Genomic DNA, 20,141 nt, shown 5'->3' with positions numbered 1-20,141 from the left:
GGCGCCGCGCCCTCGGCCGGGCCCGCGCCCGCCCCCGCGCCCGCAGGGGACGCGCCCGCAGGGCTCGCGCCCGCCGGCCCGCGGCCGTCCCCCGTCGCCGGGCCGGCCGTCGCGCGGCCCCGGGTACTGTCGTCGGTACCGCTCACCGGCGGTCACCCCCATGGGTCTGCCCGGTCAGCAGGTCCGCGCACTTCTCGCCCACCATCAGCACCCCGATCATGGGGTTGACGGCGGTCATCGTCGGGAAGACCGACGCGTCGGCGATGCGCACGCCCTCCAGGCCGCGGACGCGCAACTGCGGGTCGACGACGGCGAGTTCGTCGTCGGCGGCGCCCATGCGGCAGGTGCCCGCCGGGTGGTAGACGGTGTGGGCGACCTTGCGCGCGTACTCGCTGAGTTCCTCGTCGGAGGTGAGCTCCGGGCCGGGGCACACCTCGCGCTTGAGCCAGCCCGCGAGCGGCTCGGTCTTCGCTATCTCGCGGGCGATGCGGATGCCGTCGACGAGGGTGCGGCCGTCGTAGTCGTCCTCGTCCGTGAAGTAGCGGAAGTCGAGGGCGGGCTTGACGGACGGGTCGGCGCTCGTCAGGTAGAGGCGGCCGCGGCTGCGCGGCTTGGGGATGTTCGGGGTCATCGACACGCCGTGCTCGGGCTTTTCGTAGCCGAGGCGTTCGGGGTTGTCGGTGAAGGGGATCTGGTAGAAGTGGAACATCAGGTCGGGCCCGTCGGACTCGGGGTCGCGGCGTACGAACAGGCCCGCGTCGGAGTCCATCGCCGAGTTCTCGGGGATCGGCCCGTCGGTCTCCCACACGATGACCGACTCGGGGTGGTCGAGGAGGTTCTCGCCGACGCCGGGCAGGTCGTGGACGACGGGGATGCCGAGCGCGTCGAGGTCGGCCTTGGGGCCGATGCCGGAGTGCATCAGCAGCCGGGGCGTGTCGACGGCGCCGGCGCACAGCAGCACCTCGCGCCCGGCCTCGACGTACAGTTCCTGGCCGTCCTTGGTGGTGGCGCGCACGCCCTTGACGTGGTTGCCGTCGAGCTCCAGGTGGTGCACCCAGGTCTCCAGCAGGATGCGGAGGTTGGGGCGGTCGCCGGCCTCGATGTGCGGGTGGAGGTAGGCGACGGACGCGGAGGAGCGCTTGTTGTTCTCCGGGTGGTAGGCGAGGTCGAAGAAGCCCACGCCCTCGTGGAAGGGCTTCTTGTTGAAGCCCTCGACGCGCGGCACGTCGACGGCGGCCTGGGCGGCCTCGACGAAGTCGCGGGCGATGGCGTTGCGGTCCTTCTCGTCGACCGCGACGATGTTGTTGCGCAGGCGGGCGAAGTACGGGTCCATGGACTGCGCGTCCCAGCCCTCGGCGCCGGCGGCCGCCCACTCCGCCCAGTCGCCGGGCAGCGGCTTGAAGGCGATGAGCGTGTTGTGCGAGGAGCAGCCGCCGAGGACGCGGGCGCGGCTGTGGCGGATGTGCGAGTTGCCGCGCGGCTGCTCGACGGTGGGGTAGTCGTAGTCGAGTTCGCCGCCGAGGAGACCGAGCCAGCGGCGCAGGGTGAGCACCTCGGGGCGGTCGATGTCGGTGGGGCCGCCCTCGATGACGACGACGCTCACCTCGGGGTTCTCGGCGAGCCGGGAGGCGATGACGGACCCGGCGGTGCCGCCGCCGACGACGACGTAGTCGGCGGTGAGCTTCTCGGCGGGCTGTTCGACGGCAGGCGGCATGGGGGTGCTCCTCGGGGGCGGGTGGTCAGGACAGGAAAGGTAGGGCGCGACTCGCCCTGCCAGTAAGGGCGTTACTGGACGCTGCGGCGGGGGCCGGCGCGACCGGCCCCCGGCGGGCGGGCGTTCAGCCCGCGAACCAGCGCACCGCCCTCGGGGCCAGGTTCTGGTAGACGTGCTTGGGCTCGCGGTACTCGGCCAGGCCCGCGGGGCCGAGTTCACGGCCGATGCCGGACTTGCCGAAGCCGCCCCACTCGGCCTGCGGCAGGTAGGGGTGGAAGTCGTTGATCCACACGGTGCCGTGGCGCAGCCGGCCGGCGACGCGGCGGCCGCGCGCGACGTCCTTGGTCCACACGGCGCCGGCGAGCCCGTACTCGGTGTCGTTGGCGAGGGCGACGGCCTCGTCCTCGGTGCGGAAGGTCTCGACGGTGAGGATCGGGCCGAAGGTCTCCTCGCGGACGACGGTCATCTCCCGGTGGCAGCGGTCGAGGACGGTCGGCGCGTAGAAGTAGCCGCTCTCGGGCCGGATGTCGCTCGGCTCGGGGCGGGTGCCGCCGGTGCGCAGTTCGGCGCCCTCGGCGAGCGCGGAGGCCACGTACGCCTCGGTCTTGGCGAGCTGGGCGGCGGATACCAGCGGCCCGCACTCGACGCCCTTGACGGTGCCGCGGCCGAGCCGGATCTTCTCGGCGCGGCGGGCGAGTTCGGTGACGAAGCGCTCGCGCAGGGACTCCTCGACGATGAGCCGGGAGCCGGCCGAGCAGACCTGGCCGCTGTGGATGAAGGCCGCGTTGAGGGCCTGGTCGACGGCGGCGTCGAAGTCCTCTTCGGTCTCGCAGGCGTCGGCGAAGACGACGTTGGGGTTCTTGCCGCCGAGTTCGAGGGCGACCTTCTTCACGCCGGTGACGGCGGCGCGGCCGACGGCGGTGCCGCTGGCGAGGCCGCCGGTGAAGGAGACCATGTCGACGTGGGGGTGTTCGGCGAGCCGCGCGCCGGCGGGGTCGCCGGCGCCGGTGACGAGGTTGGCGACGCCGTCCGGCAGCCCGGCCTCGGCGAGGAGGCGGATCAGGTGCACGGTGGACAGCGGCGTGACCTCGCTCGGCTTGATGACGAACGTGTTGCCCGCCGCGAGCGCCGGGGCGATCTTCCAACTGGCCTGGAGGAGCGGGTAGTTCCAGGGCGTGATCAGCGCGCAGACGCCGACCGGCTCGTACACGACGACGCTGTGCACCTCGGGCGTGCCCGCGTCGACGACGCGTCCGGCGCCCTCGCCGACGACGAGGTCGGCGAAGTAGCGGAAGGCGTCGGTGACGCAGTCGACGTCAATGCGCCCTTCTTCCAGGGTCTTTCCGGTGTCGCGGCTCTCGGTCAGCGCGATGGCCTCGCGGTCGCGCTGCAGCAGATCGGCCACCTGCCGCAGCAGATCGGCGCGTTGGGCGACGGGCGTACGCGGCCAGACACCTGCGCCACCGTCAAATGCCCGGTGGGCGGCGGCGACGGCGGCGTCCGCGTCGTCGGCTCCGGCCTCGGAGACGACCGCGAGTACCGTGGCGTCGGCGGGGTCGAGGACCTCGCGCGTCCTGCCGGAGGCGGCGCCGCGCCACACTCCGTCCACGTGGATGGTCTCGACTGACGACATGTCTTCTCTGCCTTCCGGTGCGCGGTACGTCCGTCACCGGACGGCGGGCTCCCAGTGCGGGGGGCTTGCCGTCCGGCAACGGGGCGCGCCTAACCCGGCGGCCGCAACATATGCCTCCTTGGTTCCGAAAAGTGACCCAAGTCACTGATCTTGGGGGTTTTCCGGGCGGCTCACGGGGCCGTTCTCCCGGGCGGGGCGCGGCTCAGCCGACGCAGGTGCCGCCGACGCAGAACGAGCGCAGGGCCACCCGGTAGACACCCAGGTGAGTGGCCCAGTCGGCGGCCGGTCCGGCGACCAGCAGCGCGTACTGCCGTCCGTCACCGCCGGTGAACGCGCGGTCGACGACACGGCGCGTAGTGCCGTCATCACGGGTGTAGAGGTACTCCAGCTCCGCCGCGCCGCCCGCGCCCTGCCCGGCCTCGCCGGCCTGCGGGACGACCGGGCCGAGGGCGAGCCTGCGGTAGCCGGGGTTGCGGGAGACGTTCCGCTCGGTCTCCGCGAGCGACTGGTAGGGCGTCGTGGCGGCGCCGTCGAGCGTGTACACCTGGATGAGGCTGCTGCCGTCGGCGTTCTTGTAGAAGACGCTGGCGCCCTGCTGGGTACGCGCCCACGTCACGGGCACGTCCAGGCGGAACCCGGCGGCGTCGGCCGCGCGCCGGAAACCGGCGGGCGCCCCGGGGGGCGGCGTGGGGACGCCGGTCATGGTGTTCGGCACGGTGGTGCTCGGCGGGGTGGTGCTCGGCGGGGTGGTGCTCGGCGGGGTGGTGCTCGGCGGCGTGTAGTACGGCCAGCCGCCGGTGATCCCGGACGTGGCGCCCGGCCCGGTGGTCGCCGGCCCCGGGCTGGGCCCGGCGCTCACGCCGGGCGGCTGACCGCCACCGCCGCCGTCACCACTGTCACCGCTGTCACCGAACAGGGCCCAGCCGCCGAAGCCGAGCCCGCCGAGCAGCACCACCCCGGCCACGGCGCCCGCGAGGATCGTCGCGTGCGAGGGCCCGGTGGGCCCGTCCTCGTCGGAGGGCTCGGCGAGCAGGACGACATCGGGGTCGTCGTCGGCCTGCGGCGGCGCGTCGGCCACGGGGTCGCGGGACCGGTCGTCCTCGACCCACTGCTGGAGATCGGGGTCCCAACGAGTCACGCTCTCCGCCCCCTTTCACGCCAGCAGGTGGCTGATCGCCTCGGCGACGGCAATGCCGGCCGCCGTCGCCTCGACGGTGGCGGCGCCACCGGTGAGGGCGGCCCGCAGCCGGGCGAGGCGGCCGCGCTCGACGCGGCCGGTGCGGTGGGCGGTCTCGGTGAGCTCGTCGAGCTCCCCGGCGGCGGCACTGCCCGCGGGCTGCTCGCCCCGTAACAGCCGCAAAGCGGCGAACAGTTCGGGCGAGACGTCGACGAGCTCCCGGGCGGAGTGGACGGCCTCGGCCTCCGTACCCGCCGCGACCGCGCCGCCGGACAGCTCACCGACGGCGATACCGCCGGGGCCGGGCGTCGCGGCCGGTACGGGCGCGGGGCCGGCTCCCGGAGCCGCCGCCCCGAGACGCTCGGACCGGTCCTCGGCCCGCGCCCGCTCACCGCTCGCGACGGCCCCACCGGTCATCCGCCCGATGGAGATCCCGCCACCGCCGCCCTGGGCCTGCTGCTTGTCCTCACTCATGAGGGTCCCCCGTTCTTACTGACGCTGTGCGTACTGCCACGGTGCGCGGCCCGCGCCGGGCCAACGCCATTACCCCTGGCCTCACCCATCACGGCCCCCGTCCCCCCGCACACTCTGCGTGGCCTGCGCGCCCTTGCCCGCCGCGACGGCGCCGCCGCTCATCGAGCCGATGTACACGCCGCCCTCGCCGATCTGCACGATCTTTTGCTCGAACTGGTCGGTCTCGTAGTCGAGTTGCCGCAGGGCGACGCGGACGCCGCTCGCGATACGGTCCTGGACCGTCTTCACGTAGCGGCTGATGTCCATCTCCTGGAACAGCGAGACACCCTGCGTCCCCGCCATCTCCCGCACCGAACCGGCGGGCCCGTCGGGAACCGCGCGCTGCGGGTCGGCCAGCCAGGTCCGGAAGAGCGCGACGCCGGTACGGATCGCGGACACCGCCGAGGCGAACCCCGCGGCCGGCGCGCCCAGCAGGGCGCGCGCCCCGTCCCGCAGCGGATCGGCCCGCCGTGCCGCGATCGCGTCGACGGCGCGGAAGTCGTGCCGGATCGGCATCAGCACGTGCGGGACGACCTCCAGGACAAGCATCCGGCCCTGGGTGTGCACGCGCACGAGAACGGACACCACGACCTGCTCGTCCCACGCGCCCACACGCACGCGCATGAAGTAACGGCGGGCCTCGCCGCCCTCGTCCACCGCGTCGCGCAGGTTCTGCACGACGAAGTCCTCCTGGTACGGCACCTGCGAACGGTGCGGCCCGACCGGGAAGTAGACGAACTCCTCGATCTCCAGGTCCTTGAGCCGGTCCTTGCTGGTCGCGGCGGCCGAGTCCCGCAGCGCCTCCAGCCGGGGCCGGATCATGTCGACGACCGCGCGCCCCGTCAACTGCGGCCCGCCCAGCGGCGCTCCCTCGCGGCGCCGCAGCTCCAGCGCGAACGACCAGGGCTCGTACGGCTTGCCCATCCCGACGAACGGCCGGGAAGGGTCGTAGATCGTCAGCCCCGCGTACTGCTCGCGGTCGATGGCGGCGGCGATCCGCCGGTACTGCCGCCGGCCACCCGGCACGGCACGCCGCCGCCGGGCGAACTCCTGCCGGCCGAGCTCCTGCCGCATCACCTCGTCCACGCGGTGCCGGTGCGCCCACACGGGCAGGGCCATCGCGAGGGGGAAGACCACCGCTGACCAGTCGTCGGCGATGTTCACGAGCGCCATGATCCAGTAGATGATCAGCAGGACGGGCGGGCCGACCGTCTTCAGGACCCGGATCGACGCCTTGCCCTTGACCGCCTCCCGGAGCGTCGCCTTGTCGAGGTTGTAGACCGCTCCCCGCCCGGCGGACGCGTGGCCGCCCCAGTGCGCGAGGCACACGAACCCGTACAGCAGGGGCCAGGGCACCCCGGGCACCACACCGAGCGAGACCCCCTCCATACCGTTCGCGATCGCCACGACGAAGAACCCGACCCACAGCGCGAGCAGCAGCCCCGCCGTCACCACGTCCTGCCGCCGCGCCCGCAACGCGTGCGCCAGCACCGGCACGGCGTCGATCCCGAGCGAGGGCGCGACGGGCCGCTCCTCGTGCTCCACGAGCTCCTCGATGATCCGTTTACGGAAGTCGAGGTCGAAGTAGGCGCCGGCGCACAGCAGCCGGGTCGCTTCGCTCCGGGAGAAGTTCCGGACGGGTCTGGGCTGTTGGACCTGGGGAGGGAGGTGTTGGGCCGGTTGGGTTGGTTGGATCGGTTGAGCGGGTTGGGCTGGTTGAGCCGGTTGAGCTGGTAATGACACGTGATCCCCCGATCGTCGAACTCACCTGTGAGAACAGAAGAGTTGACGCTAGTTCGGAAGCCCCAGAATAGGCCGGAAGCGTCGCCGGTGACCCCGTCGTGTGACGGATGGGGGTCCAGAAATCGTCGCGGACGTTCTTTCGGGGGAACGGGCGTGTGATGCGGGTGGGAGTGAAGGACCGTGTGCCCCGCCGGTGACGGGCGTAGCCGAAGCGGGTCATGCGACCCGGTTGGACCTTCCGCCCGCCCCGGCGGGGCCGTCGGCGTCCGCAGCAGCGATCAGGCGGACACGCCGTCGGCGGCAGCTACCCGGCTCACGAAGTTCGACCAGGCGGAGTCGCCGAAGAGTATGACGGGACCGCCGGGGTGTTTGGAGTCGCGTACGGGCACGGTGCCGGGGAGGTGGTCGGCTACCTCGACGCAGTCGTTCGGGTTCCCTCCTTTGCTGTAGGTGCTCTTGCGCCAGGCGGCATCGTTCAACGCGCGGGGCTTCATGGACACGGGTATCTCTCCTCAAGCAAGTTGCGCATCAGACTGATTGATTCGGACTCGGTCAGTGCTTGGTCCCGTTGGTGATCGCAGAGAGCGATGTACTCCTGCACTTCCTGCTCTTTGGTGATGTACTGATCACGAAGCGGGCCCGCCAGGTGGACGACGTCACGGCCGTCCGGCGACGTCAAGATCGTCAAGCACGGCACGCTGACGAACATCCCCTTCCTGTCGAAGGGGACCACGCGGATCCGGATGTTCGGCTTCTCGCTCATCGCGAGCAGGTGCGACAGTTGGCCGCGCATGATGTCCGGATCGTCGAAGGTCACATGGAGTGCCTGCTCCTCGACGAAGGCCGAGAAAGTCGGCGCGCCCTCGCGCAGGAGGAGGCTCGCACGCAGCATGCGGTACTCCACCTTCTCCTCCAGGTCGCCTCCGTAGAACTCGACGCCACGCCGCAGGACTTCTCGCGCGAACTCTCTCGTCTGGAGCACCCCTGGTACGAAGTCCGCGCAGTGGCGGATGGCTGTGGCCCGGGACTCAAACTTGAAGTACCGCTGCACCCATCGGGCCTGCGGTGTGTCGTTGAGCCGGTCCCAAGCCTCGGTCAGGGACCCGTCCGCCTTGAGGGCCTCGTCCAGGTCCCTCACAACCTTTTCATTGGGGATGAGGTCACCCGACTCGTACCGGCAGATGACGGTATGACACAGATGAACCTCTTCGCCAAGCCGTTTCTGCGTCCAGCCCCGATCCACGCGCAGCGTGCGCAGCAGCACGCAGAACTCGGTGACGAACGCCTTCGACGGTTCACGTCGCTGCGGGGCAGGCACGGCTGCAACCACCACACTTCGTTTCGGGAACACTAGCCCTCGGCGAGGTGGAGCATAGGGGACCCGACAGGCCTCGGCAGGCGGAGTGAACCGCCCAACCCCCTTTGGGTGACGCGGTATTCGAACCTCCGCTCGTGGTCATGCCCCGCACAGCGCGAGGCACACCCGTGGACTCAAGGTCACCTACTACACCGCCAGAGGAACACGGCCGCTACGGTGCAGTGGTGAACACCCCCCGACTGCCTCTCCTCTTTCTCGACATCGACGGCCCCCTCATCCCCTTCGGCGCCACGCCACAACAACTTCCGCACGGCTACCCGGCCTACCGGTCCCGACACGCCCGCCCGGCAGCGGAGGCGAACCCGCTGGTGACCCGCATCAATCCGGCCCACGGCCCGCGCCTGATGGCGTTGCCCTGCGAGCTGGTATGGGCGACGACGTGGATGTCCGACGCGAACGAGTGCGTCTCCCCCTGGCTCGGACTCCCGGAACTGCCCGTAGTGGACTGGCCGGAGACGTCCGAGTCTTCCGACGAGGACGACCGGAGCGGTCTCCACTGGAAGACCCGCGGCCTCGTCGACCGGGCGGCCGGCCGCCCCTTCGCCTGGGTCGACGACGAGATCACCGAAGCGGACCGCAGGTGGGTGGCAGCACATCACAGCGGACCCGCTCTCCTCCATCGTGTCGACGCCCGACTGGGGCTCACCGATGGGGACTTCGACGTTCTCGGCGAGTGGCTGCGGCAGCGGCTCGAAGCACCCTCTTCGAAGGGGGTCTCCCCGGCTTCCCCGTGATCGGAAACGTCGCCGTTAGCGAACGGGTCCGCTGGCTGCCGCGTCGGCGCGCTTCGGACATCGCACTCCCGGGAAACGAGTATTGGCTCTTCGACGATCACCTGGTGAGGTTCAACCACTTCACCGGTGATGGTGCCGATGCCGGCTTCGAGTGCACCGAGGACCAGACCGTCATCGAGTTGTGCGCCAACGACTTCGAAGCAGTGTGGGAACGCAGCATCCCGCACGAGTAGTTCACGATCTGACGGCACCCCGGACAGCCGCAACCCGAATGGGAACGGAACCGCTTCCCCTGGTCCGATGAATTCCTTTGCGGCAAACGACCGTTGAGCACATACCGAGTTCATAACACCCGGCCGGTCCACCCGGCTCGCCGTTGCGTGGTGCACCGCTCCCGGTAGCCGTGCCCGGGATTGAACGGAACCATGCATTCCGCATCCTGCCCCGCACACGGCCCTCCCCTCCCCCTCGGTTAGGGTCGTGATCACGGTGGCCGCACCCACGCCCCGGACACCCCGGCACCCAGTCGCGGTCCATTTCGTGGCCAGAACCGTCCACGGCGGGGCGTTTCCATAAATCTTGAGGGGGGATCTCTTGATGAGTACTACGCCGACGGCATTACCATCCGCCGACCAGGAAACGAGTAATTCAACGGAAGACAGTGCCGATTCGAGTCGTCTCGGCACTGGCCTGCGGCCTCGGCACATGACCATGCTTGCCCTCGGAGGGGTGATCGGAGGAGGTCTCTTCGTCGGTTCCGGTGCGGGTATCCGTGTTGCCGGGCCGGGCATTCTCCTTTCCTATCTGGTCGCCGCGGGGCTGGCCATCCTCATCATGCGCATGCTCGGTGAGCTGGCCGCTGCCATGCCATCCAGCGGCAGCTTTTCGGTGTACGCGGAGAAGGCGCTGGGCAACTGGGCGGGCTTCACGGTGGGATGGCTCTACTGGGGAGCGCTCTGCGTGGCGATCGCGGCCGAGGCGACGGCCGCGTCGAAGACCTTGAACGCATGGCTGCCGATGGTCCCCCAGTGGGCCTTCACCCTGGCCATCATGCTCCTTTTCACCGGCTTGAACCTCCTGGCCGTGAGCTCTTTCGGTGAGTTCGAGTTCTGGTTCGCCGGGCTCAAGGTCGCGGCGATCGTCATCTTTCTGGGACTCGGTGTGGCGGCCATCATCGGGGTCATGCCGGGCAGTTCGGCGCCCGGACTCACCAACCTCACGGGCCACGACGGGTTTCTGCCGCACGGCAGTACCGGGGTGATCGCCGGAGTTCTGGCCGTGCTGTTCTCCTTCGGTGGCCTGGAAGTGGTGACCATCGCGGCGGCCGAGTCCACCAATCCGTCCGGTTCGGTCGCGCGGGCCGTACGCAGCGCGGTGTTCCGGATCCTGGTGTTCTACGTCGGCAGCATCGCTGTCATCGTCACGCTGCTGCCGTGGGACTCCGCCGTGGTGGGGCGCAGCCCCTTTGTCGCGATGCTCGATCAGATCGGTGTGCCCGCAGCGGCCCACATCATGGATGTCGTCATTCTGGTGGCACTGCTGTCGTCGCTGAACGCCAGCATGTACGGCGCGTCGCGCATGATCTTCTCTCTGTCCAGTCGGCGCATCGCTCCGCCCGTGCTGACGAGGACGTCGGCCAGCGGCACCCCGCAACTGGCGGTCGCCGCCTCGGCAGGATTCGGTTTCTTCGCCGTGCTGCTCAACTACTGGTGGCCGGACACCGTTTTCGAGTATCTGCTGGAGTCGGCCGGCGGGGCGCTGCTCGTCGTATGGATGACGGTCGCCGTTTCGCAGGTGATATTGCGCAGGCGCCTGGAGCGGGAGTCACCGGAACTGCTCGTGGTCCGGATGTGGGGCTTTCCGTACCTGTCCTGGCTCGCGATAGCGGCCATGGGTGCGATCTTGCTGCTCATGTGCACTGACGCATCGGCGCGCACGCAACTCGTGGCAACCCTGAGCGCGACATTGGCACTTGTGGTGATCGCGTTCATCCGCGCTCTGCTGTCACGCCGGCGCGTTGCGTAGCCGCATCATCACGCCTTATCCACCACGTTCCATCAGAACTTGAAGGACGATACATGACGAACTCACTGTCAGGGGCGGCTGCCCAGCAGATACCCGGACGGTTCGGTCTCATCGGCGGCGTCGGCCCGGACGCCTCTTCCGACCTCTACTTGAGGGTCGTTGCCGCATACCAGTCGCGTCTGCGGGGCGCCTATCCGGACGTGGTGATGCACAGCGTTCCGCTCCCGGCCAGACTTGAGGAGGCTTTCGTCAGAGGCCACTTCGACACCGCGGAGGAGTCCGAGGTCGACCGTCTGCTGACCCAGTCGCTGGACGTGCTGGAAGCTTCCGGTGCCACGTGTGTGGGAATGGCGTGCAATACGCTGCACACCTATCTCAGGCCGTTGGTGCGGGAGCGTGACATCGCCCTTCTCGACATGGTCGAAGCGGCGCTGGGCCGCCTGCGCGATGCCGGGCACCGCCGTGTCCTCCTGCTCGCCACGGCGGCCACCGTCCGCTCCGGGCTGTACAGCGACTGCGCCGCCGATTTCGGCGTGGAGATCGTCGCTCCAGACGAGGCCGGCCAGAAGGTGGTACAGGCGGCCATCATGGATCTTCTCCGCTTCGTGGACCCCGCTGAACCGGCGGCCGCCATGCGGGAGTTCGCGGCCACGCTCCCGTCGGACATCGACGCCGTGCTGTACGGGTGCACGGATCTCACGGTGCTGCGCAACCATGACATCTTCTCGGTTCCCGTTGTGGACAGCCTGAGTTGTCTCACCGACGCCTGCGTGGACTTCCTGTCCCGCGATGGCGTGACGGCCGCGTCGTAGCCGGCCCTGACTGTTCAGCAGTATTGAGCGATCTGCTGCCGTGATGGCAGAAAGGCGCCCCGCCCCTGCGAGGATGCGAGCTCCGGCCCGTATCCGCCGCAGAGCCGGGGCGCTACTGGTTCGCGTCCGCAGGCCAGGCGCCCCCGAGGTGCCCGTGCAGCCACGCGGGAAAGTGTCCCAGACCCGGCAGGATCACCTGCGCCCCCGCCGAGCGCAGCGCCTCCGCGCCGCAGAAGCCGCTGACGACGCCCACGGCCAGCGCTCCGGCCGCCCGCGCGGCGTGCATGTCGCCGATGTGATCGCCCACATGGAACGCGGCACCGTAGTGGCGCAGGGCGACGCCCCTGCTCCCGGTCCACAGCGAGCCCTCGACGACATCGGCCGCGATCCGGAGATGGTCGAGATGGAGGAGGGCGTTGCGGGAGTGCCGCGCGGTGGTGACCAGCACCCTGCCGCCCATGGCCCGGGCGGCGGCGACGGCCTCGCGGGCGCCCGGCATGGCGGGCGAGAGCGTGACACCGTGCCGTGGACAGTCCGCCACACAGACGTCGCGCGCCCGGGTGACCTGGTCCTCCGGGAACCAGTTGCGCAACTCCTGTTCCATCGGCAGGTCGACACGGCTTACGGCCGTGTCGACGTCGATGTACACGCCGGTGGCCGCCGACAGGGCCCGGTAGGCGGCGCGGACGGCGGGACGGGTGTCGACGAGGGTGAGGTCGAGGTCGAAACCGATGGTGAAACGGTGGGGGGTGAAGTGGTTCATGCGGCACAGACCGTGAGCGAGGGCGGCCCGGCCCGGCCGCCCGAGGGGGATCCGGGAGGCGGGCCGGGCCGGTACGGCCGTACGGGCTCGGGGGTGGGCCCGCGGCGGCCGGTCGGGGGCCGGTGGGAGCGGTTCCCGCCGGCGGGTGTCAGCCCGTGATCCGATCGCTGCGGCGGCCGTACCGCCGTCTTCCGCATTCCGTCATGAGCGGATTCCTCCTCGACGCAGGGGGGAGCGGCGACCGGCCCGTGGGAGCCGGAAGGACGCCGTGCTGTGCGGAAGACACTGGCCCGAATTCCCGGCCAATTACACCAAGAATTGGTAAAGCCCGCCGTCGGCCATTCCCTTTGCGGGAAACCCGCGACGGCCTTGCGGGAAACCCACGACGGCCTTACGGAAAGCCCGCAACGACCTTTCTGTGTAAGGGACTTTGGTCCCTGGCCGACTCCGCCCCGGCATTGCATGATCGCCGCGCCGGAAAGGCATCCCCCACGAAAGGCACCACCCCCCATGAATTCACGCACCCGCCCGCGCACCCTGCGCGGCTGGGCAGCCGCGGCCGCCCTCCTGGTCCAGGCGACGGGCGTCACCGTCGCCACGGCCGGCCCGGCGGCCGCGTCCGACACTCCCGGCTCGTACACCAACTACGACTTCCCCCGCAGCACCACGGGCCTGTCGAACGTCACGTTCCGCACCACCGTCACCAAGGACCCGGGCCGGGCCGCCAACGTCTTCTGGAGCCACCAGTTCGGCTTCACCAAGGGCAACGGCGCCTACACCGGCATGCAGGCCAACGGCCCGGGCGAGAAGCGCACGTTCCTGTTCTCCGTATGGGACGCCACCGAGGCCAGGCCGGGGTCGCAGGGCAGCTACTGCGTCGACTTCGGCGGCGAGGGCGAGGGCAAGAGCTGCCGGATCAAGTACGACTGGCAGGAGGGCCACACCTACCGCACCCGGGTCGCCAACGAGGGCAACCGCTGGTTCGGCGTCACAGTGACCGACGAGACCACCGGCGGCTCGTTCAAGCTCGGCAGCATCCGTGCCGCCTCGGACAGGATCTCCCCCGACGGCATGGTCGACTGGACCGAGTACTTCGAGTGGAACGACTCCCGGGCCTCCTGCTACGACCAGCCGTACTCCCAGGCGCGGTTCGGCCCGCCCGAGGGGGACAACGGCAAGGTCAAGGCCAAGGTCTCCAGCACCAGCGCCAGCAACAGCTGCCCGGGCACGAGCCGCATCGACGTCACCAACGGCGGCAGCGTACAGAGCAACGCCGTGGGCAACTCGGTGCGCGGGCCGGTGACCGGCCCCGCCGGCAAGGTGATCGACGCCTCCGGCGGAGCGCGCGGCGGCACACCGGCCGTCCTCCGGCCGCCCACCGGCCGCGACAACCAGCAGTGGGTCCTCGGCAAGGACAAGGCCCTGCACCTCATGACGAGCGGTATGTGCCTGGACGTGGCGGAGAACGGGACCGGGAACGGCACCCCGGTCCTGGTCTACGACTGCAACGGCGGCGACAACCAGAAGTGGGTCAAGGACAACGGCCGCCTGCGCAACCCGGCCTCCAACCGCTGCCTGACCGCGCCCTCCACGGCCGACGGCACGCCACTGCGGATCCGCGACTGCACGAGCGCGAGCAACCAGAAGTGGACGATCCCGGCCACACCCTGACGGCCCCTGTCAGGCCCTGACCGGTCGGTGACGTCCACCGCCCTTGCCGCGCGCGCTCGTTGGCCACATGGTTGCCCAGCGCGCGTGGCGAAACCGGTGGACGCCGCCGGCCGGTCAGGTCCCTCCCGGGCTTGTCCGGGCCCGCCACCAGCGGTTGAGGGTGGTGGCGGGGGTGAGCCACGGCCGCGAAGGACGGGCCCCGAGCGATACCCTCGGCCCCAGTTCATAGGGAAGCTGCCGTTCCTCGATGATCAGGCCCTCAGCCGGGATGCCCGTCCCGGCGAGGGCCGTCTGCTTCCCGGGCACGTCACGCCCGTACGCACTCGCCGGGCAGGTAGCAGGGACGCGCGGCGCATGGCACGCACACGCCCATCCCGGACACACTCACGCGACGCCCGTCAGCCGCACTGCAGCGTCACCACCGCCCGGTCGAACCGCCGCTCCGCGAGATCCCGCGAACGGATCAGCCAGTACAGGGCGCCACAGTCGCCCCGGTGTATCTCCGTCATTTGCGGTGCGATGGCGAACGCGGTCCGCAGCGCCTCCTCCGACCCTCCCCGCACCGGGGTGCCCGGCCTCTCCAGTCGCTACCGTGTGATCGTGACCAGCTCCGCACTGCCCCTCTTGTTCCTCGACGTGGACGGCCCGCTCATCCCCTTCGGCGCCACACCGCAACAGCTGCCGCACGGTTACCCGACCTATCGGCCCGTACACGCCCGCCCGGCGGCGGAGGCGAACCCGTTGGTGGCCCGCATCAACCCGGCCCACGGCCCCCGCCTGCTGGCCCTGCCGTGCGAGCTGGTATGCCCGCGATGCCGTGGCAGCCGCTTCGTAGCCGACCCCGGCTGTTCAGCAATGCCGAAGCGGCGGCCCCCGGTACAACCGGGGGCCGCCGCAGGCACATGTGAGGTGGAAATCAGGAGGTCTGCTCGCCGCCACCCGGCTTCTGGAACAGGACCATCGTCGAGGACCCGAACGCCTCGGTGTCGGTGTGCGTGCTGTTCACCAGTCTGAAGCCGTGCCGGCTGATCTCCTCGACCAGGGCGTCACCCGACCGCTCCGAGAAGGGCAGTACCTCCAGGCCGACGTTCTTCTCGCCGCCTTCGACCCGGATCCTCCTGGTCATCACCCGGCCCGGCACGAAGTCGGCGGCGACCTCCTCGTAGTCCGGGACGGAGAAGAAACCCTTCCCCCATTCGCTCGCGCAGTGGTCCACGATGAAGTGCCCGCCGGGGCGAAGGATCTCGAAGACGCGGGAGATGTGGCGCGCTCGCTGCTCCTCGTCGACGAGCATGTGGAGGCAGCCCATGTTCATGGCGAGGTCGAAGCTGTTCTCGTCGAAGCCGCGCAGGTAGATGATGTCGCGCTCCACGAACCCCGAGGCATCCAGGTTCGCGGCAGCGGCCCGCTCACGCGCGCGGGCCAGAGCCGAGTGCGACACGTCGACCGAGACGACGTCGTGGCCCTGCGACAACAGGTAGAGGGAGTCGCGGCCTTCGCCGCATCCCAGGTCGATGATCCGCCCCGAGAAGACGTCCGGGCACTCCTGGATCATCTGCAGGAGCGAAGCGTTGGGCTCCGCCGACTCCCACAGGTGGGCGCCGTTCTCGTACACGGTCCGGTAGCGGTCCTCGTAGCCGTAGTAGTAGTCGCCGATCGATCCGGCGATGCTGCGTACGTCGTCGCTGGTGGGCGAGAACTCCACCGCGGAGGCGGTGACATCGGCGTCCGTTCCCGCCACCATGAGCTCGGTGTCGTCGAGAAGCCCGACCGCCAGAATGTACTGCGATTCGCCGCACTCGACCGCTTCACCGACCCCGAAGGGCGCGCAACACTCCCTGAGCGCGTCCAGCGTCAGCGCGGCGGCCTTCTCGCAGGTGAAGAGCGCTGCCCGGCCCCGGGTCACCTTGACGGCGAAGCCGGCCGGACTGTCCAGCTGCCACACGGTGTTCCGGTCCGCGAGCCCGACGGTGGTCAGCCGCAGTCCCTCGGTCGCGGTTTCGTCGAGAATCGCCTGGTAAAGACTCACTTCATTTCCCCCTGTGTGTGGTTCTCTGATGCACGCAGAGCCGCCAGTCGGTCTTCGTACTCCTGGAGTACGGGGCTCTGGTGCCGGAAAATCCTGCCGGAATCGCGAAGGCGCTGGGCGACTTCGTGGTTCCGCGAGCGCAGAGCGGCCTCGACCGCCGTGAGCTCGATGACATCGCGCTGGGCGTTGCTGCCGCCCATCAGGAACGAGCGGTGGTAGGACCTGGCCAGCCGGTCCGTGGCATCGGTGTAGTCACCGGCCGTGAAGGACCGGAAGCCGAGGAATATGTCGGCCATTTCCTCGGGGACCTCCTTGCCGCGCGCCAGGACCGCTTCCAGCAGGGAGTCGGCGCGGCCGTACTCCCCGGCCTGGCAGTAGGTGAGGTAGGCGTGGAAGTCGTTGAAGAGGTACCAGCTCTCCTCCAGGTAGGGCTCCCAGTCCTGGTAGAGCGACTGCCAGTAGGCGGAGAGGTCGAGCGACGGCTTGATCAGGGCGAGACGCCAGAGCAGCGTGACGGCGTCCAGGTCCTCGGTCGAGCGCGGTGACGTCTTCCTGCGGATGCCGAAGCGGTAGCAGGCCAGGACTTCCTGGATGTTGTCCGCGTAGAGCTCGAACAGCGCGTAGTGCCACCAGACGTGGATACGCATGGGAGTCGCGCCGTCCCGGCCGCGCATGTACTGCCGGATGTAGCGGGCCCCCTCCTCGTGGCGGCCTGTCTCGTAGAGACAGTGCACCATCGCGTGCATCGCGTAGATGTCGTCGGGGTTCAGTTCCAGTGCGACCCGGCAGCGTTCGATCGCCGTGGCGAACAGGCCGCTCTCTTCGAGTGCGAATCCGTGCAGGCCGTGCAGATAGCCGATGACCGGGTCACCGGCCGCGAAGAACTCGATGGCCTCCGCGATCGACGCCAGCATGTGCGGCGCGTCACCGATGTAGAAGTCCAGCATGTGCACGGCGAAGACCGACACGGCATCCCCTGGATACGTGTCGACGATGGTCTGGAAGCCGTTCCGGGCGGTGACGAGATCCCCGGCGGTCCAGAAATCGATGGCGGAGAGCATCGCCGTGGTCCGCGCCTCGGTCGGTGCGGTCTCCTTGAGGGAGGCGCAGATCGTCGCGGCCTCCATGACCGCCGGTCGCTCCATGGAGCACAGCAGGTCCACCGCGAGGATGAGCTGGAGTGCCACGGGTGGTGCGGACCTGGTGGAGCGACGACATCGTTCATGGTCCAGGGTCATGGAGAGCAATTGAACGATCGCGCTCTCGACGGACTCCATGTCCGAAGGCTGTCCGACAAGTTGCGGAACGCCTCGGGAATCAGTGGCTAACGTCATGTGGACACCTCGTTCGGTATGAGCTGACTGCTCTGGGCCTTACGAATTCGGTGGAACGCGAGAACGAACAACAGCGTCAGGGCGAAGGGGGCCAGCCAGATCTGGGAGGAGAAGAACCTTCCGCCCGCCAGGACCGCGGCCAGCAGGACGAGTGAACAGGCGTTGGCATTCGCCACGATCGCGCCGACCTGTCGCGGCGAGAAATTCGATGCCGCTTCCGCGCGAAGGATGACCCGCAGGGAGCCGAAGGCGCATCCAAGAGCGAAGACGGCGACCATCTGCGGCGCCCCGAATGCCGGGACGAAGAGCCAGATCGCTATCGCGGCGGCCACGGCGACGGCGGCTCCCGCCAGTACCCAGCGCATGCCCAGGCGTTCCGTGAGGCGGTGCAGGAAGGTCCCCGCGATCGCCATCCCGATGCCGAGAAGCATGTCCAGGACTCCGACGGTGAACATGCTTCCGCCGTGGGCGAGGGCCTGCAACGGCAGCATGAGGTTGAACGTTCCCAGGATGGGCCAGACGAGCATGAAGGCGAGGAGGTACAGCACCCTGAGACCGTCCGCGCTCTTCGGCCCGGCCTCCTTCTGCGTCTGCTCCGTGGCGGCCGCCGTACGGTGCGATCCCAGGCTCATGACCGCGACGACGGCGAACAGGACGGCGCAGACGACGAGCACCCACTCGGCCCGGATCACGCGGGTGAACAGCGGCGCGAACAGCGGGCCCACCATGAGCGCGACCTGGTTGACGGTCATGGTCAGCGAGCTGTGCTTGCGCAGGGTGGCATTGTCGAGCCCGGACGCCTCGTCGTTGAACCACACTTCCCAGCTCGATTCCAGGAAGAAGAAAAAGATCCACAGAACGAAGTTGAGGGCGACCACCGCCTGCACATGGTCGTAGCCGGCCGCGATCAGGATCAGGGTCAGGGAGACCCCGGCGAGCCCCGCGGCGGTCATCCTGGCCCCGCCGGCGATCGGAGTGAAGCGGATCAGCGGCGGAACGAAGACGGCCGGTATGAAGGAGAGCGTGGTCGAGATGGCGAGTGCGTCATAGCCTCCCCCTTGCGAGGAAGCGATGTGCCAGTTCAGGAGCAGCAGCACCACTCCGTTGAAGAATCGGTAGAGAGCGGAGTAGAGCGTGTACCGCTTCACTCGCCGGCCGTCTCTTCGGTCACGAAGATCTGGTCGGACAACTCCTTCGCCATGGTCACCGGCAGCGCGGTCTTCTCACGGAACAGCTCGTCCCATTCGAGTTCGACGAGGCCCTCCCTGGTGCTCCAGTTCTGGGCGGCCTGAGAGAAATCACCGCGCTTGGCGCTGATGTTGATGCTCCGCACCTCGGGCGGCAGCGGCTTCCCGTCGACGATGTCCTGGATCCGGCCGGGCGAGGCCTTGAGGAACGCGATGGCCGAGGTCCTGATGGGCTCCGCGCCGCCGACGACGTCGAAGAGGTCGGATCCGAGATACGAACCGACGTGCAGCCGATAGGGGTTGAGCCCGTAGGCCCGCTCGACCTGGTCCATGATCCCGTCGCCGCCCGGCCGGGCGGCCACCTCGATCACCCAGGCCGTACCGTCCGCGCCGAACTTGACCTCCACGTGGGCGAGACCCCGGTCGATGCCCAGCGCCGTACAGGCCCGTACGGCGAGGTCGGTCAGGACCGGGTCCCCTGTGCGGTGGCTCGGCACCAGGTGCGCGACCTCGGCGAACCAGGGGCGCGGGGAAAGGTACTTCTCGGTCACGGCGAGGACCTGCGCACGGCCGGCGCCGCAGAGGACCTCGACGGACACCTCGTCATCGGAATCGACGAACTGCTCGACAAGGTATTTGTCGCCGAGGATGTTGAACGACGATCCGTACCGCTCGATGACGGCCCTCGACTCCGCGAGACCGGCAATCGCCTCCTCGCGCGTGGTGGCCAGGACGACTCCGCCGCTGCCGCCGAAGTCGTACGGCTTGATGACCACGGGCAGCCCGATGGACTCGACGGCGTCGAGCAATTCCTCCTCGGACTGGACCAGTTGGGATCGCGGAGTCCGCACGCCGGCAGCCAGAAGAGTCTGCTTCATGGCGTACTTGTTCCGGGCGTTGGTCACCGCCGTGGCGTCCAGTCCGCCCAGCCCCAGGGTGCGGTTCACGGCGTTCGCCGAATCCACCGTCCAGTCGTTGAGCGGAACGACGATTCTGGGGTGCCAGCCGCGCGCGGCTTGCGCCCGGATGGCCCTCAGCAGGGATTCCGGGTCCTTGGGATCGGCTGCCAGCATGTTGTCGAACGTGCGGTTCAGCTTGCGTACGGGGTCTTCCGCAGCTGCCCAGACGGGGAGGTCGACGGCCTGTTTCGCCCCCGAGAAGGCCCGTTCGCGAAGATACTGGTCGGCCCCGAGCAGGAGTAAGTACTGTTTTTGCTGCATGGATGTACCCCCAGTTGCCAAGTGTCCCCGGCAGGCGCCGCGTTCTCGATATTTCTCGATACGGCCGCCGGGAATCGAGCGGGAAAGAATCAATTACATCCGCACGGATCTCCCGCTCCTTCGGCAAGATCATAACCACGCGTCTGTTGGCCGTGCCAGCCCCTGACGACAGCAATAGTGAGGGGTCAACCACACGCCCGCCCGGGCC

At 69.3% G+C, this 20,141-nt stretch carries 18 protein-coding genes and 1 pseudogene; 6 read left to right on the top strand and 13 right to left on the bottom strand.

The window, feature by feature from the left end:
* Nucleotides 1-142: 142 nt before the first annotated feature.
* The 7 genes from ACFP1Z_RS27555 to ACFP1Z_RS27525 form a co-directional block, all read right to left on the bottom strand.
* Complete coding sequence (locus tag ACFP1Z_RS27555) at nt 143-1,714, bottom strand: GMC family oxidoreductase (RefSeq protein ID WP_390320346.1); 1,572 nt, start codon at nt 1,712-1,714, stop codon at nt 143-145.
* Between the two features lie 124 nt (nt 1,715-1,838).
* Nucleotides 1,839-3,347 carry an aldehyde dehydrogenase family protein gene (locus ACFP1Z_RS27550; RefSeq protein ID WP_390320344.1) on the bottom strand — a complete coding sequence of 503 codons (1,509 nt, stop codon included), beginning with the start codon at nt 3,345-3,347 and terminating at the stop codon, nt 1,839-1,841.
* Nucleotides 3,348-3,549: 202 nt separating this feature from the next.
* Nucleotides 3,550-4,485: a hypothetical protein gene (locus tag ACFP1Z_RS27545; RefSeq protein WP_390320343.1), complete on the bottom strand. Its 936-nt coding sequence runs from the start codon at nt 4,483-4,485 to the stop codon at nt 3,550-3,552.
* Nucleotides 4,486-4,500: 15 nt separating this feature from the next.
* Nucleotides 4,501-4,998 (bottom strand): hypothetical protein, encoded by a 498-nt coding sequence (locus ACFP1Z_RS27540; RefSeq protein ID WP_390320342.1) that lies wholly within the window; start codon nt 4,996-4,998, stop codon nt 4,501-4,503.
* Between the two features lie 81 nt (nt 4,999-5,079).
* Complete coding sequence (locus ACFP1Z_RS27535) at nt 5,080-6,582, bottom strand: hypothetical protein (RefSeq protein ID WP_390320341.1); 1,503 nt, start codon at nt 6,580-6,582, stop codon at nt 5,080-5,082.
* A gap of 476 nt (nt 6,583-7,058) precedes the next feature.
* A complete protein-coding gene (locus ACFP1Z_RS27530) occupies nt 7,059-7,274 on the bottom strand; it encodes a DUF397 domain-containing protein (RefSeq protein ID WP_390320355.1) in 216 nt (71 codons plus the stop codon).
* A complete protein-coding gene (locus tag ACFP1Z_RS27525; RefSeq protein WP_390320340.1) occupies nt 7,271-8,110 on the bottom strand; it encodes a helix-turn-helix domain-containing protein in 840 nt (279 codons plus the stop codon). Before ACFP1Z_RS27525 ends, ACFP1Z_RS27530 begins: the two co-directional genes overlap by 4 nt.
* 209 nt (nt 8,111-8,319) lie before the next feature.
* Here ACFP1Z_RS27525 and ACFP1Z_RS27520 point away from each other — a divergent pair, with 209 nt between their 5' ends.
* The 4 genes from ACFP1Z_RS27520 (at nt 8,320) to ACFP1Z_RS27505 (ending at nt 11,729) form a co-directional block, all read left to right on the top strand.
* A complete protein-coding gene (locus tag ACFP1Z_RS27520; RefSeq protein WP_390320339.1) occupies nt 8,320-8,892 on the top strand; it encodes an HAD domain-containing protein in 573 nt (190 codons plus the stop codon).
* The gene (locus ACFP1Z_RS27515) at nt 8,832-9,125 is read left to right on the top strand and encodes a DUF6879 family protein (protein ID WP_390320338.1); all 294 of its coding nucleotides are present in this window, start codon (nt 8,832-8,834) and stop codon (nt 9,123-9,125) included. The genes ACFP1Z_RS27520 and ACFP1Z_RS27515 overlap by 61 nt, the downstream gene beginning before the upstream one ends.
* Before the next feature lie 364 nt (nt 9,126-9,489).
* Nucleotides 9,490-10,917 (top strand): amino acid permease, encoded by a 1,428-nt coding sequence (locus tag ACFP1Z_RS27510; protein ID WP_390320337.1) that lies wholly within the window; start codon nt 9,490-9,492, stop codon nt 10,915-10,917.
* Nucleotides 10,918-10,970: 53 nt separating this feature from the next.
* A complete protein-coding gene (locus ACFP1Z_RS27505) occupies nt 10,971-11,729 on the top strand; it encodes an aspartate/glutamate racemase family protein (RefSeq protein ID WP_390320336.1) in 759 nt (252 codons plus the stop codon).
* A gap of 112 nt (nt 11,730-11,841) precedes the next feature.
* Here the strand turns inward: ACFP1Z_RS27505 and ACFP1Z_RS27500 are convergent, their stop codons facing one another.
* Nucleotides 11,842-12,492, bottom strand: coding sequence for an HAD family hydrolase (locus ACFP1Z_RS27500; RefSeq protein WP_390320335.1), 651 nt, complete (start codon nt 12,490-12,492; stop codon nt 11,842-11,844).
* 510 nt (nt 12,493-13,002) lie between these two features.
* Here ACFP1Z_RS27500 and ACFP1Z_RS27495 point away from each other — a divergent pair.
* The gene (locus tag ACFP1Z_RS27495) at nt 13,003-14,163 is read left to right on the top strand and encodes an RICIN domain-containing protein (protein ID WP_390320334.1); all 1,161 of its coding nucleotides are present in this window, start codon (nt 13,003-13,005) and stop codon (nt 14,161-14,163) included.
* 398 nt (nt 14,164-14,561) lie between these two features.
* Here the strand turns inward: ACFP1Z_RS27495 and ACFP1Z_RS27490 are convergent, their stop codons facing one another.
* A complete protein-coding gene (locus ACFP1Z_RS27490) occupies nt 14,562-14,672 on the bottom strand; it encodes a DUF1963 domain-containing protein (protein ID WP_390320333.1) in 111 nt (36 codons plus the stop codon).
* 88 nt (nt 14,673-14,760) lie between these two features.
* On the opposite strand from ACFP1Z_RS27490, the pseudogene ACFP1Z_RS27485 reads away from it, so the two are divergent.
* Nucleotides 14,761-14,967: pseudogene (locus ACFP1Z_RS27485) on the top strand (hypothetical protein); the annotation flags it as partial.
* Between the two features lie 112 nt (nt 14,968-15,079).
* Here the strand turns inward: ACFP1Z_RS27485 and ACFP1Z_RS27480 are convergent.
* Genes ACFP1Z_RS27480 through ACFP1Z_RS27465 form a run of 4 tightly spaced genes read right to left on the bottom strand, consistent with a single transcriptional unit; the run spans nt 15,080 to nt 19,933 of the window.
* The gene (locus tag ACFP1Z_RS27480; protein ID WP_390320332.1) at nt 15,080-16,192 is read right to left on the bottom strand and encodes a class I SAM-dependent methyltransferase; all 1,113 of its coding nucleotides are present in this window, start codon (nt 16,190-16,192) and stop codon (nt 15,080-15,082) included.
* Nucleotides 16,189-17,469: a tetratricopeptide repeat protein gene (locus ACFP1Z_RS27475; RefSeq protein ID WP_390320331.1), complete on the bottom strand. Its 1,281-nt coding sequence runs from the start codon at nt 17,467-17,469 to the stop codon at nt 16,189-16,191. The genes ACFP1Z_RS27480 and ACFP1Z_RS27475 overlap by 4 nt, the downstream gene beginning before the upstream one ends.
* Before the next feature lie 53 nt (nt 17,470-17,522).
* Nucleotides 17,523-18,674: an MFS transporter gene (locus ACFP1Z_RS27470; RefSeq protein WP_390320330.1), complete on the bottom strand. Its 1,152-nt coding sequence runs from the start codon at nt 18,672-18,674 to the stop codon at nt 17,523-17,525.
* Nucleotides 18,671-19,933 (bottom strand): ATP-grasp domain-containing protein, encoded by a 1,263-nt coding sequence (locus ACFP1Z_RS27465; RefSeq protein WP_390320329.1) that lies wholly within the window; start codon nt 19,931-19,933, stop codon nt 18,671-18,673. The genes ACFP1Z_RS27470 and ACFP1Z_RS27465 overlap by 4 nt, the downstream gene beginning before the upstream one ends.
* Nucleotides 19,934-20,141: the final 208 nt, after the last annotated feature.

Origin of the sequence: Streptomyces gamaensis, assembly GCF_042656465.1 — a bacterium.
Classification (GTDB): domain Bacteria; phylum Actinomycetota; class Actinomycetes; order Streptomycetales; family Streptomycetaceae; genus Streptomyces; species Streptomyces gamaensis.
The sequence above is the reverse complement of the archived record's forward strand: the minus strand, read 5'-3'. Positions and strand labels throughout refer to the sequence as shown.

What these genes read in the sequence shown, in the direction of transcription:
- ACFP1Z_RS27555 (WP_390320346.1), bottom strand. Translation starts at nt 1,714, where the DNA reads ATGCCGCCTGCCGTCGAACAGCCCGCCGAGAAGCTCACCGCCGACTAC.
- ACFP1Z_RS27550 (WP_390320344.1), bottom strand. Translation starts at nt 3,347, where the DNA reads ATGTCGTCAGTCGAGACCATCCACGTGGACGGAGTGTGGCGCGGCGCC.
- ACFP1Z_RS27540 (WP_390320342.1), bottom strand. Translation starts at nt 4,998, where the DNA reads ATGAGTGAGGACAAGCAGCAGGCCCAGGGCGGCGGTGGCGGGATCTCC.
- ACFP1Z_RS27530 (WP_390320355.1), bottom strand. Translation starts at nt 7,274, where the DNA reads ATGAAGCCCCGCGCGTTGAACGATGCCGCCTGGCGCAAGAGCACCTAC.
- ACFP1Z_RS27510 (WP_390320337.1), top strand. Translation starts at nt 9,490, where the DNA reads ATGAGTACTACGCCGACGGCATTACCATCCGCCGACCAGGAAACGAGT.
- ACFP1Z_RS27505 (WP_390320336.1), top strand. Translation starts at nt 10,971, where the DNA reads ATGACGAACTCACTGTCAGGGGCGGCTGCCCAGCAGATACCCGGACGG.
- ACFP1Z_RS27500 (WP_390320335.1), bottom strand. Translation starts at nt 12,492, where the DNA reads ATGAACCACTTCACCCCCCACCGTTTCACCATCGGTTTCGACCTCGAC.
- ACFP1Z_RS27495 (WP_390320334.1), top strand. Translation starts at nt 13,003, where the DNA reads ATGAATTCACGCACCCGCCCGCGCACCCTGCGCGGCTGGGCAGCCGCG.
- ACFP1Z_RS27490 (WP_390320333.1), bottom strand. Translation starts at nt 14,672, where the DNA reads ATGACGGAGATACACCGGGGCGACTGTGGCGCCCTGTACTGGCTGATC.
- ACFP1Z_RS27475 (WP_390320331.1), bottom strand. Translation starts at nt 17,469, where the DNA reads ATGGAGTCCGTCGAGAGCGCGATCGTTCAATTGCTCTCCATGACCCTG.
- ACFP1Z_RS27465 (WP_390320329.1), bottom strand. Translation starts at nt 19,933, where the DNA reads ATGCAGCAAAAACAGTACTTACTCCTGCTCGGGGCCGACCAGTATCTT.